The organism is Providencia sp. PROV267 (genome assembly GCF_028477825.1).
Taxonomy (GTDB): domain Bacteria; phylum Pseudomonadota; class Gammaproteobacteria; order Enterobacterales; family Enterobacteriaceae; genus Providencia; species Providencia stuartii.
In genome coordinates, this window is record NZ_JAMPLX010000017.1 from 138,816 (window position 1) to 153,068 (window position 14,253).

Here is a 14,253-nt window from a genome sequence, read left to right on the forward strand (position 1 = left end):
TAACATAGGGATAATATGGCTGACAGCATAGCAATTTGGATATCCAAAAACAATAAACAAAGTGGCACTTCTAAAGCAACTAGTAAATCAATAGAGGAAGATGGTGGTTTAGGTGATGCTAAAAACGAAAAAAACACCGAAAAATCAGGAGATAATGAGGGTGGGAAAGCTGATATTCCCCCTAGTGTAGAGCTGCATTTTAATTATTGGAATATTAGTGAAAACAACTTCTCCAAAAAATGTTTTTTATATGAGTTGAAAAACAGAAAGTCTAGCAGTACTACAGTAAAAACATTGTGTTTTATTGCGTACTGTTTTGGGTGTTTGCTTTCGTTTTTGGTAAAAGTCAGCAAAAGATTCTTTGGTGACAACATTGTTTCTTTTTTGGATGTTGGTGTTAAATATCAGCACTTAGATGGTGATGTCTGTATTTATTTCCCGTTTAAGTTGAAGGAAGATAACTACGATGGTGATCTTTGTATGCGGATGTGCAAAGAAAAAGAATTATTATCTACATTATTTAATAACTCAGTGAAAACTGATGATGCCATATCTCCCCAAGAGTTAATTACCAAAATATCTTTTTTTAAGGATAAGGATGGTGACGTATATTTGGTGAAGAATTTATCATTGAATAAAAATGGTGATATAGGCTCGGGGGTTAGTCTAATTTCAACTCAAGATGGCGGTTGTTGTTTAACCTTTCCTCAAAAAATACTAGAGTTACCAGAGTCCGACAAAAATGGTTTCGGTTATTTTAGATTTAGAGTGATATTAGATAAGTATAATAAAGAAAAATTATCGACATATTATAAAGCGAGAGATAGGTACTTTACTGCAAAAGATGAAATGATTGAAATTATTGACTTTAGAATTAATGAGATAAGAAATATTCCACCACAATTTAAAGGGAATATTGCTGAACGAGATATAATATCAAGCGTTCATTTTTTCGCTATTAGAGAAGTAAGTACTGAGTTCTTAATGTCAGATGATAAATACTCTCGCTGCCGTTTGCTTGAAGGTCCTTTATGGGAAAAATACTTGGAGTCTAAGCAATTTTTAAGTGTTAGTAATATTCCACTGTCATTGATTTATCATTGGAAGAAAAAGGGCGAACAGAAAGATGGTAATAAAGATGGTAATGTAGCTAAATTGGATAAATATACAGCATTCGCAAAATTTAGGTATTCTAAGTTCTCAATTTACGCTATTTTAAGAAATATTTTGGTTATTCTTGTGTTAGCGCTCCTAGCAAATATGATTTACTCTATTATTGCAGATCATGAATGGTTTGAAGGCATCGTATTGAAAATAAAAGGTTTATTTATATACGATTGTCATTCCTATCCTAGTAATGTTACTATATGAGTATTATTTTAATTTTTGGGTCGTGGAGGACATATGTATAATCGATTACCAATGGTTATAGGCAGAAATGTTGTTTCTCCGGTGATTCATATTAGGCAGGTTGTGAAATATAGTGAGTTTCAACCATATGATTTTAATGACGAAATGTTGGCCATTCGTAAGTTTTTAAATCCAGTGGCGATATATTATTCTAATTTCCATGTTTGGTTAAACTCAAATTATATTTGTAAAAAGAAGCAGTTAAAGGATCGAAGTATAATTTTTGCATATGATGAGAATGATTCAATAATTGGTGCTTCTTTATTAAAAAATAGTGTTGAAGAGAAAAAAATTTGTACTTTTTTTATAAGGCCTGATTATCATTATAGGGGTATAGGTAATGCCTTAATGAAAAAAAGCCTTATGAAATTTGGGGACAATGATGAAGTGCTAATTACGTGTTCTGAACTAGTAATTCCACAACTACTTCCAATTCTTAATAAATTTCATTTTAATGATGTAGGTAGTACTGAAAACTTATATCAATCTGGATATACTGAGTTTTTTTATAAAAGAAATTAGCTATTATATTTATAAAATACTCATAGTATTGCATCAATTTGCACAATTTTAGTAATTACTATTTTTGAACTCAGCTCATGTTAGCCCCTGTAAGGGGACGAGATTTCCCTTTCTGCACACCCGCACAAAATCCCACCCCTTTTGTGTGCGGGCGAGGCGGGGGAGCAAGCGCGCGCAAAGGGGTAGATGTGAGCCGCGCTGGCTATGGCGTGATTAGCTCGTTAATGGTGTTATTTGCGATTATTCAGGCTGTACAGCCTAGATGAGATATAAAATAGTTTCGGGTATATGGAATAGGTAGAACGGCACTAAGGCCGTTCTATTACGTTTGAAGGGAGAGCATCGATTAACGTGGATTGAATGGTTTATTTATAGTTAGGTTCTTTGTTCTTCGCCTGTGTCAAAAAATCCAGCAATGCATATTGTTTAAAGCGGATCACCTCAACGCCTAGCATGTCGTTAATTGATTTCATGCTTTCCATCAGCGGTAGTAATTCATTGAACCAAAAAACCATTGCGGCTTTTTCGATATCGCCAAGGCTACCCGAGCCTTGCGGAATGATCCCCATCAGTTGTGGTGGTATCCGGTGCATGGCCAACAAATCATCGCGGGTGGTGTCCTTGATGCCAACAAACTCGTCTTTTGCGCTGATTTGTGAGAATGGCAGTATTTGAATCCCATCTTTGCCACCGTTGGCGGCATACACAAAGATATTCTTAAACGCCTTGCCTTTGCGGGCTTCAGTGAGTGATTTCTTTAATGACTCAACGGCCTTGTCATCAGCCAATGCCGCGGAAAGATACACCATGACACCGGCGTGACTCCCATTCTCATAATAGTTGGTCCGAAACAGAGTGGCTGAATGATTCAAGTTAGCGGAAATAAGCCCTGCCAAATAATCGGGAGTGCCATATATCTCTTGGTGAATACACGGGTTTTTCAAATGAATCACGCTATTTTTGCGAAATTCGTAGGCATCTTGGTAATTCTTCACTTGCCAGTATTGCCCCTCATTCACACCGGCGCGGGTGTACTTAGCCAAAGAGGGTTTAAGCGTTAACATATCGCCGAGCCGGTTAATGCGCTTTTCAAGGTAACCATTACCAAAAACGACAAAATCCTGCGCTAAGGTGGTGAAATCAGGGCGTGATAAATACGGCGTTGGTTCAAAACAACTGGTGCCTGCGTCGTATTCAAAACGGCCATTACGAATAAGCATGAGCATTTTCATGATCATCATGCGTTTAATAGGGGCTGAATAGTTGAGTAAGTTGGCCGCAGGAAAGAATTTAACGACCAGCTCGTGCACGGCGGCACCGGTACCGCCGGTACCATCAATGGTGATGGATTGCACGTTATAACGCTGAGTAATGCGTTTGATTTCTTCGGCTTGTTTTTCGAATGCCATCCCGCGTAACTGGATAGTTTCAATAATGCGGAATTTCCCGCCACTGACTGCCGGTGGTGAGGCAATCACTAACCCCAAGCCATCGCCATTATCACCGGTACCGGTTGGGTCTGCGCCTACCCAAACAGGGCGATTACCCAGCGGGCGCGGGGCGTAAGGTTTCCAGTCTGGCCAAACATCACTGTTATAGCCATCGACGCCACAATTGATTAATGCATCATAACTGAATGCTCGTTCACCCGTTTTAACGAACTCACACTCGTATAAATTACGAAAATCGTCGGGCGGGTTTTCGTCTTTGATTTCTTCCAAATTAACGCGGTTCAGCCCGCGAGCGATGGCATCATGAATGTTAACGATTTGCCGCCACATGCTGTCCGCGCAGTAATGGCCAAGCTTTAATATTTTATGGGATAGCTCAATGATTTTGCGTTCTTTCTCGGGCTTGCCTTTGTTATAAAAATCTCCTGTCCAAAATTCATAGGCTTCGTGATCTTCACTGGATGGCGTGGAAAAGTAGGTACGGCGCAATCCCGTTTGTGTGGCCATCGCTGAGGCCACTTTTCGTAATTCCAAGAAACGTGATACCCAGAACACCTCATCAAAATAGAGGTCACCAGTATACGATTGCGCTGTCGCTGCTGCGGTACCCAAGAAAAACAGGATCGCACCATTAGACAACATAATCTCATCGCCGCCTTTGAGCTCAACACCCACTTGGCGCGCCAACAATTGAATAAAGCGTTTGAACTGAAAGGCCTGTGCACGGCTAGCAGATAGAAATATTTGGTTATTGCCAGTTTCCAATGCGGTCAATAGGGCTTCGCGGGCAAAATACCATGTCGCCCCAATTTGCCGTGATTTAAGAATAAAGCGGTTTCGCTGCGTGCGTTCATCCCACCATTGGCGCTGATACTCAAATAAGCTATCCAGCACTAGGTTTTTAAGCTGTTCGATTTGTTCAGGGGTAAAGTGATTCTTTTGTGCCTTAACTTTACTTGTTCCCGCCGTTTGTTTCTTCATTTCCAAACGCTCAAAGCGGTCTAACTGGCGGTTAAAGAAATCCACCGTTTTAAAGTCATGGGCGGTCATCGTGTCTTTCGCCATGATACGCAGCACTTTTACATGTATTTGGTCAGTAACACGGTGAATAGGGGATGCGTCATCCCATTTATCACGTCGTCGCCATGAATAAATGGTGTGAATACTTAAGCCCAGCCGCTTTGCAATCTGCGAAACGCGGTAAGCCTGCCAATAAAGTTCTTTGGCTTCTTGTCGTGGGTCAATGTCTGTTTTCATCATGCTGTCACTTTGTCACGCCCGCGCGTAACCCTCTATGAATATGGGTTCTCATAGCGCTGTGAGAACCGTAACCCTTTGAGTAAAAAGAAGATGATTGAGATAGTGGCGTTATCGAAATGACAGTTACGTCAGAAATGGAGATTGATTTATGTCGTAAGGTAAAAACACGCGCCAGATAAAGCTGATTGCTTGTACAGAGGGGATGACGCTAAACGGTTTTCCCGTTGAGCGTGAACATATCGAGCAGATGGCAAAAGATTACGACCCAAAATTTTACTGTGGTCGTGTGAATTTGGATCACATTAAAAGTCTGTTCCCCGATAGCCAATTTCGCAGCTATAGCATGATTTCAGCGGTGAATACCGTTGAATTAACTGAGGGTGAACTTAAAGGCAAATTAGGGCTTGAAGTCACCATTGATATTGATGATTTAAAAGATGAATACATTGTTAATCTGAATAAATCAGGCCAAAAGATTTTTTCCAGTATCGAATATTACCCCTCATTCCCACAAACCAAACGCGCTTATTTAACAGGGGTAGCGTTAACTGATTACCCAGCGGCTATTGGTTCCCGTCCTATTGAACTAAGCGCGGTCTCTCGCGGCTTACCGGATAGCGGCAACTACTTTACCGCTTCATTAGAAACGCAGTGCCATTTGTTAAGTGAGCAACACACCGAACACCAAGAGGAAAAGGAAGCAAGTAAGAAGTTTTTATCGACGGTGAAACAGTGGTTAGGGCTTGAACGTCATCACAACTCAGAAGAAACCACCAACCTAAAAACAGCTATCGAGTTGACTGCACAGCAATGCGGCACCTTGCTAACTGAAAACGAAGCCCAAAAGCGAGCGTTATCACAGCTAACTAATGATTTTAATGCCTTAAAACAGCAACTTGCTGTGACTGATGGTTCAGGGGATTCACGCCCTCAAGTCACCGGTGGTTCGACTAAATTGGCTGAATATTAAGCCGCGTTTTACTTTCTTCAATTTTAATCAATAAAAGGTTTTTACTATGGGTATCAGTAATGAATCACTGGCGAATTATCTCTCATGGCTTGACCAGCAAGCCCGCTTAAATGGAGTACGTCGTGAGGGTTCGTCATTAAATTTTAGCGTTGACCCTGCGGTGCAGCAGCGCTTAGAAAAAGCCAAAATGGAAAACAGCCCATTTTTAAAACAAATCAACTCATTTGGAGTGACGGACCAGGAGGGGCAAAAGGTTTTTGGTTCGGTCAATGGTCCTATAGCCGGTACAAATGACTCAACGACCGAGCGCCGTCAGCCTGAGCAAGTCAATGAGGAAAACAGCGACGATTATCGTTGTGATAAAACCAACTGGGATACGTTTATCCCGTATTCATGGTTAGACGCATGGGCGGGGCATCCTGAATTTCAACCGATGATCAGCCAACTGATTGCACAGCAAGAAGCTAATGACCGCTTAATGATTGGGTTCAACGGTGTGAAACGGGTGAAAAAATCCAATAAAGCCGAAAACCCATTGTTACAAGACGTCAATATCGGTTGGCTGCAAAAAATCCGTAATGCGGCGCCGCAACGCGTGATGAAAGATGTCACGTTAACCAGCCGCGATGAAAGCGGAAAAATCATTGCCAAAGGGATGTATGCCAACGTAGATGCGATGGTATTCGATGCGGTGAATTCATTGTTAGACCCATGGCACCGCCGCGCACAGGGCTTAGTTGCGATCACCGGTTATCAGCTCTATACCGATAAAAATTTCAAAATCATGAACCAGCACAGTGAGCAAAACCCAAATATGGAAATGCTTGCGGGTAATGAGCTGTTGAAATTGAGTTCAATGGGTAACTTACCTACCTTACAAGTACCGTTTTTCCCTGATGGTGCCACCTTGGTCACGACCTTTAAGAACCTGTCGGTGTACTGGCAGAAAGGCAAGTACCGCCGTGTGATCAAAGATGAGCCGGAATATAACCGCGTGGCGACTTACTCGTCGGGCAATGAGGGCTATGTGATTGAAGATTATGGCCTGTCTTGCCTGATTGAAGGTATCAACTACGCCGAAAGCAAAGAAATTTAAGCCAACATTGGGGAATGCAAATGGAACATTTAACACCGGCACAGCAGCACTGGCAAAAAGTGATGGCATCGCGCCGTGGCGGGGCATCTACCGAAATGTCACGGGCAGATATGACCGCTTATGAAAATATTTTACACCGTTTACGGGCTGACCAAGCGCAATTAAGCAATATCCAAGGCAATGACCGCAAAGCGGCGTATAAGCGTAAGGTTTTACCTAATTATCGCGGTTGGATTGAGGGGGGGGTTGGAAAGTCAAAGTGGTGTGGCTGATGAGGTCTTTACGCGCACTTTGGTGTGGCATATCGACGCGGGTTTATACACAGAAGCCTTACACATGGCCGAATATGCTATCCAATTTAATCTGCCATTACCTGATAACTATAACCGCACCTTAGCCACTGTTTTAGTTGATGAAATCTGCGACTGGTCATTAGCCGTGAAAGCAAGTGGCAAAGAAGATGAAGTGACAGCGTCACTTGATGATTTACTGAAATTAGAGCGTATTACAGCACAATCAGATATGCCTGATGGGGCGCGTGCTAAGTTGTACAAAGTCATTGGTTTAACACTCAAAAATGACGATAAGCAGCAAACCTTAGCCCTTGAATACCTGCAAAAAGCCATTCTTATTGACAAAGATATTGGCGTGAAAAAAGAGTTGAACAGCTATTACGGGCAGTGCGTAAGCAAGAAGACGAAACGCCTAAAAAATAGCAATAACCGAGTTGCACCCGCGTGCCACGGAGGCACAGCAATAATAAAGGGTTAACCCTCTGTATTGTCGCTGTCCACCTCCGTTTTTTCAAAGGGGGAATCATGGGCTTAGTGGCATCAAAACAAATTCATAGTGTGCAAGACGAAAGCATCAGTGATGGTGATGAAAAAATCACGTCAGGTGAATTTTGGCCAGACATAGGTTTAGACCCGTTACGCCAATCCATGCGATTAACGGGGAATGTCACCACAAGCCGTTTAAAGCATATGGCCACAGAAGCGGTGTTGTATGTCAATCAGCTATTGGATGAATGGCGGCAAGAACAGAACGCCAAAGGGTTTAACCAGTTATCTGCGGTGCCATCACCGGAAATTAACGACACCACGGCCGTTGTATTTCGTTATCACCATGCGGTGTATAGCTTTACTAAAGCGTTATTGATTGAAAACTACCGCGATATTGACACCACGCGTGAGGGTGAAAAACACGCCCAAGCTTTGAGCACGCAAATTGATGATCTGCGCCGTGATGGCCAAAACGCCGTGCGGGATATTCTCGGCAAGTTACGCATGTTTGCGGAGCTCGTCTAATGAAAGTGCAGGCGCTGCAAGGTGACACCGTTGACCTGTTGTGTTGGCGGCATTATGGGCGAACTCAGGGCATCGTTGAGCAAGTATTACAGGCCAATCCTAATTTGGTTGAGGGCGGCATACAGCTAGCCGCGGGGCAATGGGTGGAATTACCCGAACTCGCACCGGTGGCAAAACAAGACATGATCCAACTTTGGGATTAACAAAACGGGATTAATAGTATGAATGATTGGTGGAGCCGCCTAACTTACGCACTTTCTGGATTTGGTGGTTTGTTCAGTGGGTCGGGAATTTTAGGATTTTTTGGTGATTTCTCCGTGTATGAGTGGGGCTTTTTAATCGGGTTAATTGCCAGTGTTTCATTGGGTGTGATGACCTACCGATTAAACCGCCGTGAGCAAATGAAACGCACACGCATATTAGAACGTTATTTTTCTCGCCATTCCATCAGTGAGCGCGATATTGAAAACATTGTGAAAGTGACCGAGCAATCACCAAAGGATTTATGAAATGAACACCAAATCACGATTAAGTCAGGCAGTTATTGCGTTGATTATTTCCGGTGCCAGTGGCGGTGCGATCCTCTCCGGCTTTTTGAATGAGAAAGAGGGAAATTCGCTCAAGGCATATCGTGACGGGGGCGGTGTGGTCACTATTTGTCGTGGTGTGACACGCATTGGCGGTAAGTCGGTAAAAATGGGTACTCAATTATCCCCAGCGGAATGTGACCGGCTAAACCAGATTGAAGCTGACAAGGCGATTGCATGGGTTAAACGCCATGTTCACGTACCACTGACTGAACCACAAATCGCGGGTATTGCTTCATTTTGCCCTTACAACATCGGGCCATCTAAATGCTTTTCATCCACGTTCTACCGCAAGTTAAATGCGGGTGATATCAAGGGCGCCTGTGCAGAGCTCCCTAAATGGACGCGGGATGGTGGTAAAGATTGCCGACAAACCAAAGGCCAGCCAAATGGCTGTTATGGCCAAGTGATCCGCCGTGACCAAGAAGCCGAATTACTGTGCGGCGAATGGGGGCGGTAATGGTGAATTATCGTCAGGTTTTTGGGGGATATTTAGCGGTTGCCTTTATTGCTGCATTAGTTAGCGGCGGTGCGGTGTTTGGCATTGCACGTTTGGACTTCAAAGCCAAGTTAAGTGTGAGTGAACTGGGGCACCAAATGGCACTCAGTGCGATAAGCGCCCAAGCCTTTATTGATGCAAATGAAAAACTCGCCCAGTTAAAAAAAGCACAAGATACCTTGCACCAGCTTGATGTGACTTATAACCAGAGGTTGTTAGATGAACAAAATGAATCTCAACGTTTGCGTGATGATTTGCTCACTGAGCGCCGTCGCGTGCAGTTCGCCAGCGCCGACCTTGCAACCTGTGGGCTCACCATCAATCACACTGCCCGCGCCGGCAGCGTGGGCGATGCAGCCACCGTCGGACTCACTCGAAAAGGTGGACTTATTGTTCACGATATCCGAACCGGAATTAAGCGAGATAGAGCCAAAATAAGTTATTTACAGGGCTATATCCGTGACGTGGTAAACCAGTGCAAGGGGGTGAAATGAAAACATTAATTAATATATTGATATTCATTGTTTTTATTTTGTTTTTAAGCCTTATTTTGTTGGGCGGCGTGGTGTTATTGCAAGAACCCAAATGCGCCACGGCACCACTGCAAGAACAAATTGAAATGCGTTGCCAAAAAGCACTGTATGACACGCGGGGGAGATAATGTTAAAGCCAAATCTATTACGCCAAACTATTGTTGAGCAGATACCCCAGTTTAAACAAAACCCTGATTTATTAGAGGTCTATATCACTGAGGGTGGTATACAGGCCACCGGTACACAATCCGCATCTTACTTGAATGAGTACCAAATTCAGGTATTGGCCATGGATTACGCCGGTGAATTGAGCGCATTGTCATTGGCCATCTTGACTTTTGCCCGAAAACATCAGCCAGATTTGTTATTTAACCCTGATAAACGGGCGAATGGCATTCGCTATAAGGCCGACATTCTCGACAATGAAAAAATCGACGTGCTGTATACCATCAAGGCCACCGAGCGCGTGATTGTTAAAAAAGTGAATGGAAAAATTGTTCAAGAGCATATTTCCGAGCCTGAAATCGCCTTACCTGCATGGGATATCGTGATTGATGAGGGAGTGATGGTTCATGAGTGATAACAGTCTGTTTATGCAACTAGAAAATGAGCTTAATGGCTTGTTATCGACAACCTCAGCGGCTTACCGGCGAAAACTGACGGGCAAATTAGCGCGGGCAATCCGTGCCGACCAACAAAAGCGCATTCGTAGCCAACAAAATGCGGACGGCTCGGCCTATGAACCCCGTAAGCGCAAAGTGTTACGCGCACAGCAGCAAATCCGATTTATTCACCATGGTGATGTTCGCACCCTGCGAAATTGGCAAGGGTCAAAAGGTCGTCGCGGTAAAACCATTACCGGTTTTGATGAAGATAGAGGCGCGGTAAGAACCTTTTATCGCCAAGATATTACCCGTTTTTTAGATATTAATTTTTCCTCGGTTAAGCGCAGTACAAAACGCAATGTACTGATGTTCAGGCGGCTTAGGGCGGCGCGTTTTCTTCATGCCCGCAATACGCAAGATAGCGCAATAGCTGGGTTTCAGGGCAAAGCTGCGGCAATTGCGCGGGAACATCAATACGGGCTTGAGGGGGGCAGTGAATGAACTGGCACGGGCACGTTACCCCAAACGGGAGTTATTGGGGCTATCAGAGCATGAACGCTTAGGTTTATTGGAAATGATTTATCTCGATTTGGTAGGACAGCTATGAGTTTACAAGAGCTATACCGCTTACTCAGTAACCTTTTTCGACAAGGCGTGGTCACTGAGGTGGATTTAGACAATAACTGTTGCCGTGTTCAAGTGGGGGAATTAGTCACAGATTGGATTCGATGGTTAGTGCATCGCGCCGGTGAATCTCGGAGTTACTGGGCACCGACGGTAGGTGAGCAAGTGTTAATTGGTGCGATTGGCGGTGAGCTAACAACCGGTTTTGTTTTGGGCTCCCTGTATAGCAATGCGAACCCCGCGCCGACACATTCAGCCAATGCATTACACCACACTTTTCCCGATGGTGCGGTGATTGAATATGAGCCAGAAAACGGAACATTAAAGGCCGTCGGTATTAAAAAAGCGGTGATTGAGGCTAGCGATGAAATTAGTGCAACAACCAAAAAAGTGATTTGCAAAGCCTCTGTCGAAATCAAGCTCGATACACCGAACGTGATTTGTACTAACAACCTTACCACCGCCACGTTGAATGTGGAAAAGGGTGGCGAAATGACCGGTGATTTTAACCATTACGGCGGGTCGATAACGTCTAATGGTGTGGTTATTCATACTCACCAACACAGTGGCGTCCGCTCGGGTGGGGACACATCAGGTAAACCCGTATGAAATATTACGGCATGAATGCGAAAACAGGTCGTGGCCTGACAGACAGTGAGCATATTCGCCAAAGTATGGCAGATATTTTACGAACGCCCATTGGTTCGCGGGTGATGCGCCGGCAATACGGCTCACTGTTGTATGACTTGATTGACCAGCCACAAAACCCTGCGCTGCGCCTCAAAATTATGAGTGCGTGCTATATGGCGTTAATGCAGTGGGAGCCCCGCGTTAGGTTACAGACAATTGATTATATTCGTTCAGATGTTGGCGAAATGGGCGTGAGTTTATCCGGTGTGATTATGCAAACGGGTGAGCCGATTTCGATTTCTATTCCAGTGAGGTAAGTATGGCAGCCAGTATTGATTTAAGTTTATTGCCAGCACCGGATGTGGTTGAGCTATTAGATCATGAGGTGCTCTTTGCCGAACGCAAAGCCGCGCTCATTGCTTCAATGCCTGAAGAACTGCGGGAAGCGGTAGCTCGCACGCTGGAATTAGAGTCCGAGCCGTTAACCAAGTTATTACAAGAAAACTGTTATAGAGAATTGATTTTACGTCAGCGCGTTAATGAAGCGGCTCGCGCCAGTATGGTGGCCTTTGCTACCGGTGCCGACCTTGACCAACTGGCAGCCAATAATAACGTGAAACGCCTGATGTTATCGGCGGGTAATGAAAATGCGATCCCACCCATTGCGCCAGTGTATGAGTCGGATTCCAATTTACGCATGCGAATACCGGCCGCTTTCGAAGCGTTAAGCGTAGCAGGTCCTATTGGTAGTTATGAATATCATGCACGGTCTGCCGATGGTCGGGTTTCTGATGCTTCTGTCATTAGCCCATTACCGGCTTATGTCACGGTTACCGTTTTATCCCGCGAGGGGAACGGCAGCGCACCGGCTGATTTAATTGAAAAAGTCGATATGGCGCTAAACGATGAGGACGTTAGGCCGGTGGCTGACCGTGTCACCGTGCAATCAGCCAAGATTATCAATTATGAAATCGACGCGGTGATTTACTGTTATCCCTCGCCTGAATATGAGCCGATTATGGCGGCGGCAGAGGAACAAGTGAAACGCTATGCGACACAACAACACCGGTTAGGCCGTGACATTGTGCTCAGTGCGATTTATGCCGCGCTGCATGTCCAAGGCGTGCAGCGTGTCGAACTGAAAAAGCCGGTTGCCGATATCAAGCTAGATAAAACTCAGGCGAGCTTCTGCACACAAATTAACGTGACATTAGGGGGCTCGGATGAATAGTCGATTATTGCCTGTCGGCTCATCACCGTTAGAGCTCGCGGCGGCTGAATCACTGGCACAGATTGAGCGCGTGCCTATTCCTATTCGTGAACTTTGGAACCCTGATAAATGCCCCGCGCATTTGCTGCCCTATTTGGCGTGGGCGTTTAGTGTTGACCGATGGGATAAAAACTGGACGGAAAAAGCCAAACGGGATGCAGTTAAAGCCGCAATGTTTATTCATAAGCACAAAGGCACTATTGGCGCATTGCGCCGTGTAGTTGAGCCATTGGGTTATTTAATTCGCGTCGTGGAATGGTGGCAAACCAATGAAACCGCTGGCACGTTTCGATTGGATATCGGGGTTCTTGAAACCGGTATTACCGAAGAAATGTATCAAGAGTTAGAGGCATTAATTTTTGATGCGAAGCCGGCAAGCCGTCACCTTGTCGGGCTCACTATTCAGCTTGAAACTAAAGGCCAAATCTATTGTGCCGCAACCAGTTATAGCGGTGATGAATTAACCGTTTACCCATACACGCCAGATGTGATCAGCTCAGGCGGCACGATTTCCACAGGGGCAGCGGTACACGTTATTGATGAAATTAGGGTGACTCTCCAATGAAATATTTTGCATTGCTTACCACTTATGGTGAAAAAGTGCTCGCAGAGGCGACTGCCCTCGGCACGAAAATTGAATTAACACACATGGCGGTCGGTGACGGTGGCGGCACATTGCCCGCACCCGATACCAAACAGACTAAATTAGTCAATGAAAAGCGCCGAGCAGCAATTAATACGTTATTTATTGACTCAGTGAATACCAATCAAGTTATTGCGGAACAGGTGATCCCCGAAAATGAGGGCGGTTGGTGGATACGAGAAATCGGTCTGTTTGATAAATCGGGGTTATTGGTGGCCGTGGCGAATTGCCCTGAAACTTATAAACCTCTGTTAGCCGAGGGTTCAGGTCGTACGCAAACTATCCGTATGATTTTAATTGTCAGCCATACCGAAGCCGTGACTTTGAAAGTTGATCCCGCAATTGTGCTTGCCACGCTCGGCTATGTGGATGATTCAGTAAAAACAGCGATTGAGGCTCACGTTAAAAGCCGTAATCACCCCGATGCAACGACTAGCGCAAAAGGTTTTGTACAACTTGCTGATACACTGAGCGAAGATAACAGCAAAGCAGTCACACCCAAATTGGCTACAGAAATTAACCAACGGGCTGTTAATGCACAAAATTCAGCGAATGCGGCCAATACAGCAGCAACTAATGCGAATAACAACGCCAATGGACGGGTGCCAAGTTCGCGCAAGGTAAACAATAAACCGTTAAACGCAGATATTACTTTAGCTGCGGGCGATGTTGGCGCTTATACAAAGGCAGAAACAGATACTAAAGTCGCTGATGCGAAAAAAGCCGGTACGGATGCGCAAGCCACAGCGAACGCCGCCAATACTGCGGCAACTAATGCAAATAACAATGCTAATGACCGAGTACCAAGCACGCGTAAAGTAAACAATAAGCCGTTGAGCGCTGATA

The 14,253-nt window shown here is 44.6% G+C and carries 20 protein-coding genes; 19 read left to right on the forward strand and 1 reads right to left on the reverse strand.

All coding sequences use genetic code 11. The features are described 5' to 3' along the window. The first annotated feature begins 15 nt into the window (after positions 1-15). On the forward strand, positions 16-1,371 hold the full coding sequence (locus PR709_RS12255) for a hypothetical protein (RefSeq protein WP_164456926.1): 1,356 nt from the start codon (positions 16-18) through the stop codon (positions 1,369-1,371). A gap of 33 nt (positions 1,372-1,404) precedes the next feature. Then, a complete protein-coding gene (locus PR709_RS12260) occupies positions 1,405-1,932 on the forward strand; it encodes a GNAT family N-acetyltransferase (RefSeq protein ID WP_140186461.1) in 528 nt (175 codons plus the stop codon). A 365-nt stretch (positions 1,933-2,297) separates the two neighbouring features. On the opposite strand, the gene PR709_RS12265 is transcribed toward PR709_RS12260, so the two are convergent. Further along, a complete protein-coding gene (locus PR709_RS12265) occupies positions 2,298-4,643 on the reverse strand; it encodes a phage portal protein (RefSeq protein WP_272570904.1) in 2,346 nt (781 codons plus the stop codon). A 184-nt stretch (positions 4,644-4,827) separates the two neighbouring features. On the opposite strand from PR709_RS12265, the gene PR709_RS12270 reads away from it, so the two are divergent. The 17 genes from PR709_RS12270 to PR709_RS12350 all read left to right on the forward strand — a co-directional run. Then, on the forward strand, positions 4,828-5,613 hold the full coding sequence (locus PR709_RS12270; protein ID WP_272570909.1) for a GPO family capsid scaffolding protein: 786 nt from the start codon (positions 4,828-4,830) through the stop codon (positions 5,611-5,613). Positions 5,614-5,659: 46 nt separating this feature from the next. Next, on the forward strand, positions 5,660-6,709 hold the full coding sequence (locus PR709_RS12275; protein ID WP_272570905.1) for a phage major capsid protein, P2 family: 1,050 nt from the start codon (positions 5,660-5,662) through the stop codon (positions 6,707-6,709). A 20-nt stretch (positions 6,710-6,729) separates the two neighbouring features. After that, positions 6,730-6,981 (forward strand): phage terminase small subunit, encoded by a 252-nt coding sequence (gene gpM, locus PR709_RS12280; protein WP_052309247.1) that lies wholly within the window; start codon positions 6,730-6,732, stop codon positions 6,979-6,981. Further along, positions 6,956-7,480: a phage terminase small subunit gene (gpM, locus tag PR709_RS12285; RefSeq protein ID WP_071599651.1), complete on the forward strand. Its 525-nt coding sequence runs from the start codon at positions 6,956-6,958 to the stop codon at positions 7,478-7,480. The genes gpM (PR709_RS12280) and gpM (PR709_RS12285) overlap by 26 nt, the downstream gene beginning before the upstream one ends. 47 nt (positions 7,481-7,527) lie before the next feature. Then, entirely contained in the window at positions 7,528-8,016 is a 489-nt protein-coding gene (locus PR709_RS12290) for a head completion/stabilization protein (protein WP_004919641.1), read from the forward strand. Continuing rightward, positions 8,016-8,219, forward strand: coding sequence for a tail protein X (locus PR709_RS12295; RefSeq protein WP_004919643.1), 204 nt, complete (start codon positions 8,016-8,018; stop codon positions 8,217-8,219). The genes PR709_RS12290 and PR709_RS12295 overlap by 1 nt, the downstream gene beginning before the upstream one ends. An 18-nt stretch (positions 8,220-8,237) precedes the next feature. After that, the gene (locus tag PR709_RS12300; RefSeq protein WP_004919645.1) at positions 8,238-8,525 is read left to right on the forward strand and encodes a hypothetical protein; all 288 of its coding nucleotides are present in this window, start codon (positions 8,238-8,240) and stop codon (positions 8,523-8,525) included. Position 8,526: 1 nt separating this feature from the next. Further along, positions 8,527-9,063: a lysozyme gene (locus PR709_RS12305; protein ID WP_004919648.1), complete on the forward strand. Its 537-nt coding sequence runs from the start codon at positions 8,527-8,529 to the stop codon at positions 9,061-9,063. After that, complete coding sequence (locus PR709_RS12310; RefSeq protein ID WP_004919650.1) at positions 9,063-9,596, forward strand: lysis system i-spanin subunit Rz; 534 nt, start codon at positions 9,063-9,065, stop codon at positions 9,594-9,596. The genes PR709_RS12305 and PR709_RS12310 overlap by 1 nt, the downstream gene beginning before the upstream one ends. Then, on the forward strand, positions 9,593-9,763 hold the full coding sequence (locus PR709_RS12315) for a hypothetical protein (RefSeq protein WP_004919652.1): 171 nt from the start codon (positions 9,593-9,595) through the stop codon (positions 9,761-9,763). Before PR709_RS12310 ends, PR709_RS12315 begins: the two co-directional genes overlap by 4 nt. Next, positions 9,763-10,215 (forward strand): phage tail protein, encoded by a 453-nt coding sequence (locus tag PR709_RS12320; RefSeq protein WP_004254663.1) that lies wholly within the window; start codon positions 9,763-9,765, stop codon positions 10,213-10,215. Before PR709_RS12315 ends, PR709_RS12320 begins: the two co-directional genes overlap by 1 nt. After that, positions 10,208-10,741 carry a phage virion morphogenesis protein gene (locus tag PR709_RS12325; protein WP_004919654.1) on the forward strand — a complete coding sequence of 178 codons (534 nt, stop codon included), beginning with the start codon at positions 10,208-10,210 and terminating at the stop codon, positions 10,739-10,741. The genes PR709_RS12320 and PR709_RS12325 overlap by 8 nt, the downstream gene beginning before the upstream one ends. 102 nt (positions 10,742-10,843) lie before the next feature. Continuing rightward, positions 10,844-11,473 (forward strand): phage baseplate assembly protein V, encoded by a 630-nt coding sequence (locus tag PR709_RS12330; RefSeq protein WP_004919658.1) that lies wholly within the window; start codon positions 10,844-10,846, stop codon positions 11,471-11,473. Beyond that, positions 11,470-11,811, forward strand: coding sequence for a GPW/gp25 family protein (locus tag PR709_RS12335; protein WP_272570906.1), 342 nt, complete (start codon positions 11,470-11,472; stop codon positions 11,809-11,811). The genes PR709_RS12330 and PR709_RS12335 overlap by 4 nt, the downstream gene beginning before the upstream one ends. A 2-nt stretch (positions 11,812-11,813) precedes the next feature. Next, positions 11,814-12,725, forward strand: coding sequence for a baseplate assembly protein (locus tag PR709_RS12340; protein WP_004919662.1), 912 nt, complete (start codon positions 11,814-11,816; stop codon positions 12,723-12,725). Then, positions 12,718-13,329 (forward strand): phage tail protein I, encoded by a 612-nt coding sequence (locus PR709_RS12345; protein ID WP_004919665.1) that lies wholly within the window; start codon positions 12,718-12,720, stop codon positions 13,327-13,329. Before PR709_RS12340 ends, PR709_RS12345 begins: the two co-directional genes overlap by 8 nt. Further along, on the forward strand, positions 13,326-14,253 hold a 928-nt coding region (locus tag PR709_RS12350; RefSeq protein ID WP_272570907.1), incomplete at its 3' end, for a phage tail protein. The genes PR709_RS12345 and PR709_RS12350, both read left to right, overlap by 4 nt.